Consider the following 14222-nt stretch of genomic DNA (forward strand, 5'->3'; position numbering starts at 1 on the left):
CAAAAGATGATAAGGGTATTGTGAAGCAACCAAAAGATCGGTCAACCGATCAAAAATACCTTAACTGATCGGTGTTACAACATGGGAGGCTTTATGTGAGCTTGGTTTTATTGGCCACCCCGATGCAAAGCACCATGCACAGCTTTTACTTAGCGAAAACTACGGTGAGTTTGAACATGTTGACCAAATTAAGTGCACAGGATTTTGTAATCAAATAAGTTTAATACTGGAGCCGGTAAGCTTAGGGCTAGGTTTTACAGTTTTACCCGCACACGCAGTAAGTGCATTTAATAAACCCGCACTTATAAAAGCGCATTGTTTAGCAAACCCCATTAGCGAAAATATTTATGTATGCCATCACCGAAACAGGCCATTGGCAAAACGAATGAGTACGGTGATTGAGTTAATAAAGGCAGGAGTTAGTAGTTAGAGTTACGTTTAAAAACAAAACTTGCTCTAAATAGGTAAAACGTAAACCCCCTTTACACCGACGATGTAAAATTTAATACCGAGCATAAAGGGGATGTAGTTAAATTAATTAACGCTTTCTAATTTAGCTTTTAAATCGAGTAAGTCGGTTGCGATGGTATTTGGCTGTATTTCCCAAGGATCGAAAATAGACTCTTTAGATCGTTGAATCCACGCCGCGCGCATACCATGCGAAATAGCGCCAGTTACATCAAACGGGTTGCTTGATACAAGCCATGTGTTTGCGCCGGTTGAATTGGTTTCGCGTAAAAAGTGACTATAAACCCCTGGGTTTGGTTTAAAGGTTTTAACGTCGTCGGCGCTTACTACGCCTTCAAAGTATTCACTTATTCCTGCCGTTTCTAGCAAAGTATTTACTGCATCGGCAGCACCATTTGAAAATGCGAACAAGCGATAGTCTTGTGCTTTTAATTGTTTAAGGCCTGCTTTTACATCGTCGAATGCTGGCAAGACTTTATATTTGTCGAGTAATTGTGTTTTTTGAGCGTCACTCAACTGTGTTTTATGCGCTAAACACGCATAGTCGAGTGCGTGTTTTGTACATAGCGAAAAGGGAATATAATTTTGCATTAAGCCGCGCCTAAACGAATACTCTAGTTGTTTTTCGCGCCATGTATTTGAAAATGCTTGGGCGTTATCGCCAATCATGTCGTCGAGTAAGGACAGCACACCATGGGTATTAATAAGCGTGCCGTATACGTCAAATGCGAGTGTAGTTGCCATATTTCCCTCTTAATTTTGAATATAAATTTATAGCTTAATTTCGCTAATTTGGATTTGTGGTTGCGTGTTTGTAAAGTTGACTAAGTCGGCCAAAATTTTATCGGTATGTGGACCAAATGAATTTTGAAATGATTCTACCGATTCAAATACAAGATGACCCATCGCTATATATGCAGGCGCTTCGTTTGGTGCACCGCCAGCAAGCCCGGCATCTACAGAACCACTAATTAATGCATCCCCTAATAGCTCTGTAATTAAAGGTATATGTACATTGCAATAATAATCAAAATCAAATTGGGCATCGCCTTTATTTGGGTATAGAACTGAAACTTTAATCATAATAAAATCCTAACTTTTAGGGAGTGCAAACAGTGCACTTAAATGTACCAATTTTTACATTGATGTAAGCCATAAGTGCGCTTTAATTAAACATCATAAAATAGATGTAGCTGAACTCACTATAAACAAAACTGAACGATTGCTCAATTAATTATTGAACACTTGCTCAAATTAATTTATATTTGTCGTTGATATCTTATTCTATTATTAATTAAGGCTATTTATGAGCACGCAAAAATTACATCCTGGCGATACATTTCCTCAAGTAAAAGTGACGCTTATTGATGACAGCGAAATTAATTTAGGAAAGTCGGAAAATGGATTACCGTGGCAAGCTATTTTTGTTTATCGTGGTAAACATTGCCCTATTTGTACATCTTTTTTAAATGAGCTAGAAGAAGTTAAGTCGGCACTGGCTGATGCAGGCATCGATATAATTGCAGTATCGGGCGACTCTAAAGCGCAACTAGAGGAGCACATGGCAAGCTTAAGTATTTCGTACCCTATTGCATATGGCTTAACTGAAGAGTCGATGCAGGATCTTGGTTTATATATTTCTAAACCGCGTTTTGCAAAAGAAACCGATCATAACTTTAGTGAGCCGGGCCTATTTGTAGTCAATGAGCACGGTAAATTGCATGTGATTGATATTGCAAATAACCCTGTTAGTCGCCCAAATTTAAAAACTTTGGTAGGTGGACTTACATGGATCCGCGATCCTAAAAATGATTACCCAATTCGTGGTACTTTAAACTATTAAATTTTAATTTAAACACCCTAAGTTCAAGTTTAAGCTTAAAACACTTGAACTTGGAGCATTGATACAACGCTTGGCTCTATTATAATGAGTTACAAAACCTGCGTGCAGCTTTAAGCAAAAGCAAAACCAATCCAAAAACTAAATAACCCTCCTACATATACAAACCTTTTAAGTGAATTTATACGCATCAAGCGCTAAAACCCCCATTTCGATATCACTAAATATTTTTTCAACTTCATTTGTACCTGCTCCCATAGCCGCAAAAAGTGGTAAAAAGTGCTCTTGGGTAGGGTGATTAAATAATACGTGGGGCGCTTGGTTTAAATAATCTAACAGCGCGGGTGTATTTTGCGCTAAAAGCGTTTGTTCAACCCATTGAGTAAACTCATTAACCATTTGAACGCGATTAGGCGTAGGTGGTTTTTTAAATATTTCGGGTAGGTTATGGCTAATGCCACCTGAGCCAATAATTAATATATTTTGATCGCGAAGCGGTGCAAGTAACTGCCCGTATTCGTACATTGCCTTTGCGCCTAAACGGGTATTAATAGACACCTGCACAATAGGTATATTTGCCGCTGGATACATTAACCGCAGTGGTATCCACACGCCATGATCCCACCCTTGCTTTGCATCAAGCACAGCTTTAATACCTTTAGTGCTAAAACGCTGTGCAATGGTATTGGCAAGTACGGGCTCACCTGGTGCTGGGTACTGAATTTGATACATGTGCGCAGGAAAATTATAAAAATCATGAATAGTCTGCGGTGCATTACCGGCAGTGATCACTATGTCGTGTGTTGTTTTATCGTTAGCAATATCAAAGTGCGCCGAAAAAATAACAATAGCGCTCGGTGTTTTAAGAGTTTGACCAAGCGATGTTAAAAAATCAGAGGTTGCCGATTGCTGTACCGCCATCATTGGCGAGCCGTGAGATATAAATAAAGCGGGCTGAGTCATGCTATTACCTAATGAGTCTATTTTGATATAGCAATTTTATTACTTTTTAATTTGGTGATAAATGTGCTATTTATTTATAAATTACAAACAAGATATTGTTAAAAATGGATAAGCTAACCACTATGAAGGCCTTTTTAGCCGTTGTGCAAGAAGGATCGTTTTCAAAAGCGGCCGATAAACTCGATATTTCGCCGCAATTAGTCAGCAAGTATATTTCTGCGTTGGAAGACAATTTACACACGCGTTTATTGCACCGTACAACGCGAAAAGTAAGTGTTACAGAGGCCGGAAACCAATATTATCAGCGTTGCCAACAGGTCGTTATTGATATTGAAGATATGGAAAACTCACTCAATAACTTAAGCGAAAATGTATCGGGCGTGCTGAGTATTAGTGCGCCTATGTCGTTTGGGGTTAAGCATTTGGCAACGTTACTGGTTGATTTTCAAAAGCAGTATCCAAATTTAAAAATAGATTTACGATTGACCGATCAATTTGTAGATATAGTTGAGCAAGGTATTGATATAGCACTGCGTATCGGTACGTTAAAAAACTCAACATTAATAGCGAAGAAAGTAGCGCCTATTCGCTTAGCAATATTTGCATCTCCTGCCTATTTAAAACAAAACGGCACGCCAACCACATTAGAAGCGCTGCAAGAACATAACTATTTACGCTATGCTCACGCCGAGCCTACAAAAAGACTTAAAGGCTATGATGAGCTAAAAAATGAATTAAAGCTTGAAAGTAACTTAGTAGCTAATAACGGTGATTTGTTACTAAACACAGCCATTGCAGGAGGCGGTATTACCATGCAGCCTACGTTTATAGCAGGTGAGGCACTGGCTCAAGGTAAAGTGGTACGCATTTTAAAAGACTATGAGCCCGAGCCAATGGGGCTTTACATGGTGTATGCTAATAGGCAGTTTTTACCCAGTAAAGTGCGTGCTTTTGTTGACTTTACCAGTGGCTATTATGGCGATGTTCCTTATTGGGATTTAGGAGAGTGATATGTCGATAACTAATCAATTAACGTTATTTGTAGATGTAGTGCAACAAGGCTCATTTGCTAAAGCAGCAGCACTGCATGATATGGATAATTCGTCGCTGTCTAAACAAATTAAAAAGCTCGAAACCAGTTTAGGTGTGCAACTGTTAAATCGCTCAACGCGCTCATTTTCGCTCACCTCCGCAGGAGAGGAAATTTTAACGCAAGCGCATATTCTTATTGATACACTTTCTGATATCCATAGCATAGCCGACTCGTATCAGGCAAAGCCAAAAGGTATTTTACGCATTACCTCGGGTATGTTTTTTGGTCAGCAGTATATTCAGCCCGCTATTAATATATTTATGCAAAAGTATCCTGAGGTAAAAATAACCTTGATGCTTGACGATAAGCGTAACGATATTATTGCCGATCATTACGATTTAGCCTTTAGAATAGGCAAACTCAACGACTCTAATTTGATGGCTAAAAAAATTGCTAATATGCACTTTGCGCTTGTTGCATCACATGATTTTATAAAAAAGCACGGAATGCCTACCACACCAGAGGATTTATTAGCTTTACCCGCTATTATTTATGGCAATGGCGATGTAAGTCTCGACCAAGTTAAGTTAAGTACTGAGCCTCATGGTGATGAGCAAAAAATACATAAAATGAAAGGCAATTACAAAGTGAGTGATGTACGCGCTATGGTCGATGCAGTAAAAGCAGGGCTTGGGTATGTAATGCTCGATTTATTTAATTTAGAAGAACCTATTGATAAAATGGGCCTTGTGCCGCTTTTAACTAATTATAAACTATCAACTATGGGCACAGGTATTTACGCGCTTTACCCTCATCGTAAACAAACCCCATTGGTAAGTGAGTTTATTAAAACCGTGCAAGAGTATATTGGTACACCGCCATTTTGGGTTGAACATATGCCTAATTACAAACAGTTATACAAATAACAGATATAAAAAAGCCCCGTTAGGGGCTTTGCTTTGTATACTCAAAATGTATTTATAGAGTGGTTATTTAAAAACCCTCTAAAACAACTTTACCTTTAGCCGTTTGCGTTTCAAGATGCTGATGCGCTTTACGTAAATTAACGGCGTTAATAGTGCCTAAATGCTCACCAAACGTTGTTTTAATCAGGCCTTCGTCAATCATCGCCGCTACATTATTTAAAATAACGTGTTGCTCTTGCATATCGTCTGTTTTAAATAATGAACGAGTAAACATAAGTTCCCAATGTACCGACACACATTTTGTTTTGAATGGCATAATATCAAGCGTTTCAGGGTCGTCAATCAGTGCAAACTTACCCTGCGGCTTAATCACTTTAACTATTTCAGGTAAGTGTTGAGCTGTGTTATTTAAGCTAACAACATAATCTACTTCACCTAAGTTTTTAGCTGCAAACTCTTCGCTTAATAAATTACGGTGATTAATAATAGTATCGGCACCTAAGTCCTCTAACCACGACGTGGTTTCGGCGCGAGACGCTGTAGCAATAATTTTAAGCTTAGTGCGCTGCTTTAACAGTTGCACCATAATTGAGCCTACACCGCCGGCAGCCCCAATCACTAAAATACTTTTAGAATCATCATTTTCAGCTACGTTTAATCTATCAAACAACAACTCCCATGCGGTAAGGCTAGTGAGAGGAAGCGCTGCGGCTTCAAAGTTAGATAACGTCGTTGGCATTTTACCTACAATACGCTCATCAACTAATTGAAACTGTGCATTACTACCTGAACGCGTTACATCGCCGGCATACCAAACTTTGTCGCCTGGTTTAAATAAAGACACATTTTCGCCAACAGATTTAACAACGCCTGTAGCATCAAAACCAAGTACTTTGTATTCGCCCTCTGGCGCTGGCATTGATTCACGAATTTTAAAATCAGCCGGATTAACAGATACAGCTTTTACTTCCACTAAAATATCGTGGCCGTGTGCTGTTGGCATTTCAAGTTCGATGTCTTGAAGTGATAGCTCGTTTGAAACAGGTAAGTTTTGTTGATATCCAATTGCTTTCATGTGTTTTGCCTCTAGTCGTTTAATTCGCTGTGTTGATGACGCTATTTTGGCTTTATCGGCGCAGTTAAAAAAGAGGTAAAAAGCCCAATCATTATGGAAATAATATCCCACAATAGAAATTTTATAACAGCCCTCGTAATACACTTCGAAGCGCTTTAAACACTTTTTGATTACTATGCCGCTGATGCTGTAATACATCAACATTAGCCAACCAACCCATTTCTTCAAACTCAAGAGGAAGTTTAACCAGCTCACCACTTTGTACTGAATCTAGAGCTACATGGTTTGGTAATAAGCACCACCCGTTACCTTGTATTGCTAGCTCGAGTAATACAAAGTAATTATCGGCATACCAAATCTCTGGGCTAATTTTTAGCTGAAAGCTGCTTGTTTGTGTATTGCGCGAACGAAGAAGAAGTTGTCGATGTAGCCGAAGGCCATCCATATTTTCACATCTGCCCCCCGCTAAAGGGTGCGATTTAGCAACATATAAATCAAATTTCACCGCCCCAATACATTCATAGTCTAAGTAACTCGGTATATTTAATTCACTAAAAATAATACCCGTTATAGGCTTTTCGCTATTTAGCATGTCAATTATGTCATGGCTCGATGCACTTAAAAACTCAAGCGATACATAAGGATACTTAGTTTGCAGCTTGCTAATAATACTCGCGATAGTTTTAAATGGGATCCCTTCGTCAAGTGCAATAGTGATTTCGGTTGGTGTTTTTTCGTTTAGTGCTAATGCAGAGCTTGTTAATCGCTGGTGTTGATTAAGCACAGCCTTAGCCTGAGGTAGTAACTGTTTACCCGCATCCGTTAATTGTGGATAGCGCCCTGTACGCTCAAATAATGTTGCATTACAGTCTATTTCTAAATTAATAATATGCTGACTTACTACCGACTGCGCTTTACTTAAACTACGCGCTGCGGCCGAAAACGATCCAGCCTCAACAGTAGCTACAAATGCCTGAAGTTGTTCAATACTAAACATATCGCTTTTACCGATACCAGCTAACTAACATGTATCTTAATAATGAATGAAAATAACCGTCTCGTCATTCACTAAAGAACTTATTTATACATGAACACATTAGAACGTATTTTTCAGGCCCTAATATTTGAGATGATTGCATTATTTATTATTGTTCCTGCATCTGTTTATTTTGGTGGGTTTGCAACAGGAAAAATGGCAATAGTAGGTATTGGTTTATCAATTTTTGCCATGTTGTGGAACTACATTTACAACATAGTGTTTGATAAAATAGCAGGGCATAACCGAAAAGATCGCAGCTTACTAACTCGTGTTACTCACGCATGTGGCTTTGAGCTGGGTATGGTTGTAATAACGCTGCCTGTGCTCGCTTGGTATTTAAATATTACATGGCTGGCTGCTGCAGCATTAGAAGCAGGCTTTTTAGTATTTATACTCATTTACACGTATATCTTTAATGTACTGTACGATAAGCATCAGCCTTACAAAAAATGGGTTAATAAATCGCAATGTGCTTGATAAGCTAAAGCTAACTCACATACACTTTATAAAACACATAAAAAATAAGCCCGAATGGATATTCCTAACATTGGTTTTAACCATGATAAGTCAGCGCAAGCTGAGCTTGAAATATTGCCTCTTAGTAATTTGTATGAGCGAGATATAATTTCTCACGACCCGCAAATACCGCATCGAGTCTCGTTTTATATGATTATTTATATAGAACAGGGCAGTGGAAAGCACATGGTTGATTTTACACAATATTCATTTGAGCCAAACACACTTATTTTTTTGCAACCCGACCAAGTGCACGCGTTCGACTTTAGTAAGCAACCAACAGGGTATGTTGTATTGTTTACGCAAACATTTTTAGACCGCGTGCATACCAATATGCGCTTACCAAATTACACACCAACCCATTTAAACCAACAACATACGCCATTACTTAACTTAAATACGCATAGCCAAGCACGAGTATTAAGCGCAATAAACGAAATGAAAATAGAAATAGCGCACCCACAATCAGACCCACTCATAGTAATGTATTTATTTAGTGCGCTAGCTTTAGGGTTGCACAGGTTACGTCCACAATTACGCCACGATAAAATAAATCCAGAGCAAAGCATTAAGCTAGGTACATTTTATACTTTGCTACAAAGCCATTTTTTAACTATTCGCGATGCCAACTGGTATGCAAAAAAATTGCACACAACTTACAAAACCCTTAATCATATTTGCAAATTAAGTACTGGCCTTACCGCTAAACAAATGATTGACGCATTTACCTTAATAGAAATAAAACGCCGCTTAATAATAAGCAATGTGACAACACAAAAACTCGCTTACGATTTTGGTTTTGAAGATGCTAGCAACTTTGTAAAATATTTTAAAAAACAAACAGGAGCTACACCGAGTCAGTTTCAGGTACGCCATAGTGCCACTATTTTATAGCCGACTTAGCTTAGATTGGCGGGGTTCGATTTTTACCATTTTAGCGCCAACTTACACTCTACTGCACATTATAAATATTACATAAAATGCCTGCATACCAATAAATAAGGGCATTACAATGAAACCATTATCACTACTTACTCGCAGTGTGTTAGCGACTGCAGTTATTAGCTTAACTGCATGTGCAAGTGTACAAAAAACCACATCTGAGCAAACTACACTTAGTAATACAGATAAAGCGGTTGCAGTTATTTCAAGCATAGAAACAGGCGATGCCAAAGCCATTAGCTATATAAACCCAACTCAATACACACAGCATAATTTAGCCGTTAAAGATGGCCTTGCAGGTTTTGGTGAAGTACTCCAGCAATTACCTAAAGGCAGCGCAAAAGCGCAAGTGAAACGCGCTTTTTCTGATGGTAACTACACAGTTACACATACTGAATATAACTTTTTTGGTCCGAAAGTTGGCTTTGATATTTTTAAGTTTGAAAACGGTAAAATTGTAGAACACTGGGATAACTTACAAGCCATTTCACCTGTAAATCCAAGTGGCCGTACGCAGTTAGATGGCGCAACAGCGATTACCGATTTGAGTAAAACAAAAGCCAATAAAGCGCTAGTTAAAGGCTTTGTAAATACCATTTTAATTAACGGCGACATGGCTAAAATCAATGACTTTATTAGCAGTGAAAAAGGCGCGTATATTCAGCACAACTCGGCAATTGCAGACGATTTAAGCGGCTTAGGTAAAGCCCTTGGTGAACTCGCTAAATTAAACATGCCAATGATAGTAAGCAAAAACCATATTATTTTAGGCCAAGGTAACTTTGTTTTAGCGGTAAACGAAGGTACATTTATGAATAAGCATGTATCGTTTTATGATTTATTTCGTGTAGAAAATGGCAAAATTGTAGAGCACTGGGACACCATTGAAACTATTCCTGCAAAAGCACAATGGCAGAACAGCAACGGTAAATTTGGTTTTTAATTAAACCAGACTAGGGCGTGTTGATCTTTGGTGGGTGAATTTGCAGCAGTATGTTTGTTTTTTAGTCAAGGCGGAGCCTATGTAGTGTGGTTATTCCCCATGAATAGGCGATAACGCAGCATAAATACCAAACATGCGCTGCCCTTTGGGTTCTTTCTAGGGACGATTAACTCTTTGTTGCTCGATTTTTACTTAGCCCACTAGGTTACAAACCTCGCGCCGCGATTTAATCGCCCCTAGATTGAACAAATTTCAATCCACAAAGATCAACACGCCCTAATTAGCCCTACTTAATTTATTAAGTAGGGCTAATTTACTCTTTGTACAATTTACCGGCTAACTGTAATGGGGGTTTACAGTAACTTTTTGCGTTATACATTTAGCTCTTTTAATTTATTCCAGACGCTCTCGCCGCCAGGGTGAAGCGCAGCATGATACCGATACGCATAATATGTAATAGGCACGCAATGATGCTTTTGGCCAACCACAACTAAACTTTTCTCTTTTAGTTCTTTAGTAATTACGTAGTTTGGTAACCAAGCAATGCCGTTACCCTCTAAAGCTTGTATTTTTAAAAGCTCTGTCATCGACGATACAAATACTTTTTTAAGTTTAGAGCCCGATATTATCGGCTCTAACTGCCTCCCCATATAAGAATCTAAACTGTAAGCTAAGTGAGGTACAAACCCTTCACTTTCTAAATTGTATATTGCCTTACCGTTTGCATTGCATGCACTCACTGGCAATAACTCTGCACTGCCTATTTTTTGATGACTAAACGGAGGTAACTTTAATCGTTCGTTATCAAAAGCAATAAGTAGGTCACATGCGCCCTGCTCGAGCGTAGCAGTGGCTTTATCAACATCAATGGCTTCTATATTAAGGACTACTTTACGATCGCTTTCACTATGAAAGTTCGACAGCTTTAGCGCTAAAAACGTAGCTAATGAGTGCGCTGCAGCAACCTTTACCGAGTGAATTTCTTCAGAGGAGAGTTCTTCTAACATACTCACTGAGGTATTCATTTGGTTTATTAGATTACGCGCTGTTATATGAAATATTTTACCGCTTGAGGTAAGTGTAATTGGTAAGTTTTCTCTGTCTATTAACTCTGCACCTACGGCTTCTTCTAACGCTTTAATTCGTCGGCTAAAAGCCGGTTGCGTTATATGCCTAAGCCTTGCGGCCTGCGAAAAGCTTTTTGTATTAGACAAGGCCAAAAAATCTTCTAACCATTTACTCTCTATATTCATAATACTCACTCAAGATATGCAATTTAAGCATGGGCTGTAAAATAATAGCATTATTCAAAACAAAAAAAACACGATAAATTCAACTCATACAGTAACAACCTATCGGAATATAACAATGCTTAGAACACTTGGAATATTGGGCGGAATGGGGCCATTAGCTACCGCCTCTTTTATGAATCAAGTAATTGCTTTATCACCGGCTAAAAGCGATCAGGAACATATACCTATGTTTATAAGGAATATCCCGCAAATTCCAGATCGCACAAAATTTTTAATGGGTATTGAAGATGAAAATCCATTTTTTGAGCTTAAAAAAGGTTTTAACGAACTTACTAGCCTAGGTGTAAGTTGCATTGTTATACCGTGTAATACTGCGCATTATTGGTATGATGCACTAACGCAAAATGCTGATGTACATACCATTAGTATTGTACAAAGTGTTATTAAGCGCGCTAAGGCAACGGGCAAACGTAAAGTAGGGATATTAGCGACCACAGCTACGCTCAATATGCGGATATATCAAACGGCATTTAGTGAGCACAATATTGAATTTATTGAACCAAACGAGCAGCAACAAGTATTAGTAATGCAAGGTATAACGGCGGTTAAGTCGGGGAATTTAGCCCTAGGTCGCACGCTTTTAAGCCAAAGTTATGAGCAAATGTTAGCTCAAGGTGCTGATGCGGTACTATTTGGTTGCACCGAAATTCCGCTTGTTCTAAACGAACAAGCCAGTAAGTCACCCGAGACATGCTTAGATACCATCGCTATTTTAGCGCAAGAGTGTGTTAACTGGGCGTACTCGTTAAAGCAAGCTGAGCAGCTACTTAGCGTTGCATAATACTAATTTAGCTATAAATGGTGTGCTTAGTCACTAGCACACTTTAGTAACCCGAACTCAGGATAATTAATCTCTTAGTTCAGGTTTAGTAGCTAAGCTTACACTGGCGCGTTTTGCTCAATTAGATTTTTAGCTTTTAGCTCACTCCAAAACGCATCAGGAATGGTTACTTTCATTGAAGCAACATTTGCGTTAATTTGCTCGGCCGTTTTTATATCAATTCCGTGTTTTGATGCAATTTCGCTAATTGCGTTAAACTTTTGCTGCATAGGCCAATCATGGTGCATTTTTAAATACCCACTAACACAATATGAAATTGTATTACATTTTTTAAATGTATAAATAGCCAAACAAAAACAATAAATTAGAAAGTAAAACCAAAAGCTTAATTTAGCTCATTGGCAAAACGTTTTCGGTAACGCTTTGTTAATTTAACCGAACGTAGTTGGTCGCTAATTAAAGTAAATATTGGTGAAGCATTTATTTTTATAGGCTTACCTTGGCCTACACGTCGTATTTGCCTTTTTACCAGTGCCATAGTGGCAAGCCCTGCGAGGGTTTTATCTTGCCAAGTAACACTAGGTAATACAGCTAACTGCAGTGGCTCATTTTGCCATTTGTTTACTAAATTAGGTTGATATGCAAGCGCTGTAGCAACGCCAACTAAGGCAACACCACTGTCAATCACAGTGTTAGCAATTGATAAGCGACTAATGCCGCCTGTGGTCATTATTGGGATTGATGAGCGTTGGCTAATAACTTTTGCAAACTCTAAAAAGTATGCTTCGCGGGCAAGCGTGCGCTCATCACTGGTTTTGCCTTGCATTGCAGGCGCTTCGTAACTGCCACCGGAAAGCTCTACAAAATCAACATTGAGTTCATTCAATAAATCCACTACAACTTGCGCGTCACTGGGCTCAAACCCACCGCGTTGAAAATCAGCAGAGTTTAATTTTACCGAAACCGAAAAGGTAGATGAGCAAGCTGCTTTAATACTGCGGGTTATTTCGAGCAGTAAACGGGTTCTATTTTGTAAATTGCCACCCCATTTATCGTCGCGCTTATTGGTAAGTGGCGATAAAAACTGAGCAAGTAAGTAGCCATGCGCTGCATGTATTTGTACGCCATTAAAACCGGCTTTTTCAGCTTGCTGCGCTGTTAGTGTAAAGCGGGTAATAACATCGTCAATATCAGTTTGCGTCATTGCCTTAGGTACGCCAAATAAATGCGAGTGCTTACCCATATTAAGTGCAACATTTGAAGCAGATAGGGCTTTTCCACCCATTTTTTTAAATACTTGCCTACCTGGGTGATTAATTTGCATCACCACTTTGCAATTATTTTGCTTTGATAAACGAGCAAGCTCAGCAAAGGCTGTAATATCACTACTTTGTTCTAGCACAAGGCCACCTGGGCCTGTCATCGCTAAATGATCGACCATTACATTGCCGGTAATAATTAGCCCGGCGCCGCCTTTAGCCCATGCGCTATAAACATTTTTGAGTGCTTGGGAGGGCGTTTGATCCTCTTGCGCTAGGTTTTCTTCCATAGCGGCTTTAGCAATACGATTTTTTAATACCAAACCACTTGGTAATGTAAAAGAGGTAAACACAGGATTGCGCATAATTATTGGCTAATTAAATTGACATTAAAACAACTATAACCTTAAAGTTAGCTTGAAGGTCAACCTACTAAGTTTATGTAAAGTGGAGTTATTATTAGTTATGAAAATAGGCGAACTTGCAAAACTTACCAATATACCCGCCAGTACTATTCGCTTTTACGAAAGCAAAGGGTTACTAACACCAAGCACTCGCAGTGCTAATGGTTATAGGCGATACACTCTACAAAGTTTAGAGAAACTACAGTTAATTAAGTTTTCACAGAGCTTAGGCTTTTCACTCGACGAAATACCTTTGTTACACAACAAAAACGGCGAGCTAAACCATACTGTAATAATTGAACGTTTAGAGCAAAAACAAAAAGAAGCTGACATATTAATAACGCAAATACAGAAAAAATCACAACGTATTGGCAGCTTAACTACGTTACTAAACTCTTATTGGGATAAAGGCGAATGCCTGCCAGAAGGCAAATTGAATGAATTACTAAAAGTGATAGATTACTAATAAATTAATACAGCTTATTCAGGGCGTGTTGATCTTTGGTGGGTGAATTTGCAGCAGTATGCTTGGTTTTCAGGCAAGGCAGAGCCTATGTAGTGTGGTTATTCCCCATAAATAGGCGATAACGCAGCATAAAGACCAAACATACGCTGCCCTTTGGGTTCTTTCTAGGGACGATTAACTCTTTGTTGCCTACATGGATGTCATAGGTAAGATCTTAAGAAATTGAGTTGAAGCTCAATTCATGATCAAATGGT

Annotated in this window: 16 protein-coding genes and 1 pseudogene; 9 read left to right on the forward strand and 8 right to left on the reverse strand. The window is 38.8% G+C overall.

Going from position 1 to position 14222, the window contains the following annotated elements:
• Positions 1-79: 79 nt before the first annotated feature.
• Positions 80-430: pseudogene (locus I6F53_RS18890) on the forward strand (LysR substrate-binding domain-containing protein); the annotation flags it as partial.
• Positions 431-534: 104 nt separating this feature from the next.
• Here I6F53_RS18890 and I6F53_RS18895 read toward each other — a convergent pair.
• A complete protein-coding gene (locus I6F53_RS18895) occupies positions 535-1212 on the reverse strand; it encodes a haloacid dehalogenase type II (protein WP_166421728.1) in 678 nt (225 codons plus the stop codon).
• A gap of 27 nt (positions 1213-1239) precedes the next feature.
• Entirely contained in the window at positions 1240-1551 is a 312-nt protein-coding gene (locus tag I6F53_RS18900) for an EthD family reductase (RefSeq protein ID WP_166421727.1), read from the reverse strand.
• A 223-nt stretch (positions 1552-1774) separates the two neighbouring features.
• Here I6F53_RS18900 and I6F53_RS18905 point away from each other — a divergent pair, with 223 nt between their 5' ends.
• Entirely contained in the window at positions 1775-2311 is a 537-nt protein-coding gene (locus I6F53_RS18905) for a redoxin domain-containing protein (RefSeq protein ID WP_166421726.1), read from the forward strand.
• A 168-nt stretch (positions 2312-2479) separates the two neighbouring features.
• On the opposite strand, the gene I6F53_RS18910 is transcribed toward I6F53_RS18905, so the two are convergent.
• Positions 2480-3271, reverse strand: a complete 792-nt coding sequence (locus I6F53_RS18910) for a DODA-type extradiol aromatic ring-opening family dioxygenase (protein ID WP_166421725.1) — start codon at positions 3269-3271, stop codon at positions 2480-2482.
• Between the two features lie 104 nt (positions 3272-3375).
• Here I6F53_RS18910 and I6F53_RS18915 point away from each other — a divergent pair, with 104 nt between their 5' ends.
• Positions 3376-4281 (forward strand): LysR family transcriptional regulator, encoded by a 906-nt coding sequence (locus I6F53_RS18915; RefSeq protein ID WP_166421724.1) that lies wholly within the window; start codon positions 3376-3378, stop codon positions 4279-4281.
• A 1-nt stretch (position 4282) separates the two neighbouring features.
• A complete protein-coding gene (locus I6F53_RS18920) occupies positions 4283-5230 on the forward strand; it encodes a LysR family transcriptional regulator (protein ID WP_166421723.1) in 948 nt (315 codons plus the stop codon).
• A 67-nt stretch (positions 5231-5297) separates the two neighbouring features.
• On the opposite strand, the gene I6F53_RS18925 is transcribed toward I6F53_RS18920, so the two are convergent.
• Both I6F53_RS18925 and I6F53_RS18930 read right to left on the reverse strand, forming a co-directional pair.
• Positions 5298-6305, reverse strand: a complete 1008-nt coding sequence (locus I6F53_RS18925) for a zinc-binding alcohol dehydrogenase family protein (protein ID WP_197240786.1) — start codon at positions 6303-6305, stop codon at positions 5298-5300.
• A gap of 121 nt (positions 6306-6426) precedes the next feature.
• Positions 6427-7302: a LysR family transcriptional regulator gene (locus I6F53_RS18930; RefSeq protein WP_197240787.1), complete on the reverse strand. Its 876-nt coding sequence runs from the start codon at positions 7300-7302 to the stop codon at positions 6427-6429.
• A gap of 90 nt (positions 7303-7392) precedes the next feature.
• On the opposite strand from I6F53_RS18930, the gene I6F53_RS18935 reads away from it, so the two are divergent.
• The 3 genes from I6F53_RS18935 (at position 7393) to I6F53_RS18945 (ending at position 9745) form a co-directional block, all read left to right on the forward strand.
• Complete coding sequence (locus I6F53_RS18935) at positions 7393-7821, forward strand: PACE efflux transporter (protein ID WP_197240788.1); 429 nt, start codon at positions 7393-7395, stop codon at positions 7819-7821.
• 54 nt (positions 7822-7875) lie between these two features.
• On the forward strand, positions 7876-8754 hold the full coding sequence (locus I6F53_RS18940; protein ID WP_170071504.1) for an AraC family transcriptional regulator: 879 nt from the start codon (positions 7876-7878) through the stop codon (positions 8752-8754).
• 118 nt (positions 8755-8872) lie between these two features.
• The gene (locus I6F53_RS18945; protein WP_197240789.1) at positions 8873-9745 is read left to right on the forward strand and encodes a nuclear transport factor 2 family protein; all 873 of its coding nucleotides are present in this window, start codon (positions 8873-8875) and stop codon (positions 9743-9745) included.
• A 371-nt stretch (positions 9746-10116) separates the two neighbouring features.
• On the opposite strand, the gene I6F53_RS18950 is transcribed toward I6F53_RS18945, so the two are convergent.
• Positions 10117-10998 (reverse strand): LysR family transcriptional regulator, encoded by an 882-nt coding sequence (locus I6F53_RS18950; protein ID WP_197240790.1) that lies wholly within the window; start codon positions 10996-10998, stop codon positions 10117-10119.
• Positions 10999-11113: 115 nt separating this feature from the next.
• On the opposite strand from I6F53_RS18950, the gene I6F53_RS18955 reads away from it, so the two are divergent.
• Complete coding sequence (locus I6F53_RS18955) at positions 11114-11839, forward strand: aspartate/glutamate racemase family protein (RefSeq protein ID WP_197240791.1); 726 nt, start codon at positions 11114-11116, stop codon at positions 11837-11839.
• 98 nt (positions 11840-11937) lie between these two features.
• Here I6F53_RS18955 and I6F53_RS18960 read toward each other — a convergent pair whose 3' ends face one another.
• Entirely contained in the window at positions 11938-12126 is a 189-nt protein-coding gene (locus I6F53_RS18960) for a hypothetical protein (protein ID WP_231616643.1), read from the reverse strand.
• A 98-nt stretch (positions 12127-12224) separates the two neighbouring features.
• On the reverse strand, positions 12225-13463 hold the full coding sequence (locus I6F53_RS18965; protein ID WP_197240792.1) for an NADH:flavin oxidoreductase/NADH oxidase family protein: 1239 nt from the start codon (positions 13461-13463) through the stop codon (positions 12225-12227).
• Between the two features lie 100 nt (positions 13464-13563).
• Between I6F53_RS18965 and I6F53_RS18970 the strand changes: the two genes are divergently transcribed.
• The gene (locus I6F53_RS18970; RefSeq protein WP_197240793.1) at positions 13564-13968 is read left to right on the forward strand and encodes a MerR family transcriptional regulator; all 405 of its coding nucleotides are present in this window, start codon (positions 13564-13566) and stop codon (positions 13966-13968) included.
• Positions 13969-14222 lie beyond the last annotated feature (254 nt).

It is taken from the genome of Pseudoalteromonas sp. SWN29, from assembly GCF_015864465.1.
GTDB lineage: Bacteria > Pseudomonadota > Gammaproteobacteria > Enterobacterales > Alteromonadaceae > Pseudoalteromonas.

Bases quoted from the DNA above. Each gene is read 5' to 3' on its own strand.
- I6F53_RS18895 (WP_166421728.1), bottom strand. From the start codon at position 1,212: ATGGCAACTACACTCGCATTTGACGTATACGGCACGCTTATTAATACC.
- I6F53_RS18900 (WP_166421727.1), bottom strand. From the start codon at position 1,551: ATGATTAAAGTTTCAGTTCTATACCCAAATAAAGGCGATGCCCAATTT.
- I6F53_RS18905 (WP_166421726.1), top strand. From the start codon at position 1,775: ATGAGCACGCAAAAATTACATCCTGGCGATACATTTCCTCAAGTAAAA.
- I6F53_RS18910 (WP_166421725.1), bottom strand. From the start codon at position 3,271: ATGACTCAGCCCGCTTTATTTATATCTCACGGCTCGCCAATGATGGCG.
- I6F53_RS18915 (WP_166421724.1), top strand. From the start codon at position 3,376: ATGGATAAGCTAACCACTATGAAGGCCTTTTTAGCCGTTGTGCAAGAA.
- I6F53_RS18920 (WP_166421723.1), top strand. From the start codon at position 4,283: ATGTCGATAACTAATCAATTAACGTTATTTGTAGATGTAGTGCAACAA.
- I6F53_RS18925 (WP_197240786.1), bottom strand. From the start codon at position 6,305: ATGAAAGCAATTGGATATCAACAAAACTTACCTGTTTCAAACGAGCTA.
- I6F53_RS18930 (WP_197240787.1), bottom strand. From the start codon at position 7,302: ATGTTTAGTATTGAACAACTTCAGGCATTTGTAGCTACTGTTGAGGCT.
- I6F53_RS18935 (WP_197240788.1), top strand. From the start codon at position 7,393: ATGAACACATTAGAACGTATTTTTCAGGCCCTAATATTTGAGATGATT.
- I6F53_RS18940 (WP_170071504.1), top strand. From the start codon at position 7,876: ATGGATATTCCTAACATTGGTTTTAACCATGATAAGTCAGCGCAAGCT.
- I6F53_RS18945 (WP_197240789.1), top strand. From the start codon at position 8,873: ATGAAACCATTATCACTACTTACTCGCAGTGTGTTAGCGACTGCAGTT.
- I6F53_RS18950 (WP_197240790.1), bottom strand. From the start codon at position 10,998: ATGAATATAGAGAGTAAATGGTTAGAAGATTTTTTGGCCTTGTCTAAT.
- I6F53_RS18955 (WP_197240791.1), top strand. From the start codon at position 11,114: ATGCTTAGAACACTTGGAATATTGGGCGGAATGGGGCCATTAGCTACC.
- I6F53_RS18960 (WP_231616643.1), bottom strand. From the start codon at position 12,126: ATGCACCATGATTGGCCTATGCAGCAAAAGTTTAACGCAATTAGCGAA.
- I6F53_RS18965 (WP_197240792.1), bottom strand. From the start codon at position 13,463: ATGCGCAATCCTGTGTTTACCTCTTTTACATTACCAAGTGGTTTGGTA.
- I6F53_RS18970 (WP_197240793.1), top strand. From the start codon at position 13,564: ATGAAAATAGGCGAACTTGCAAAACTTACCAATATACCCGCCAGTACT.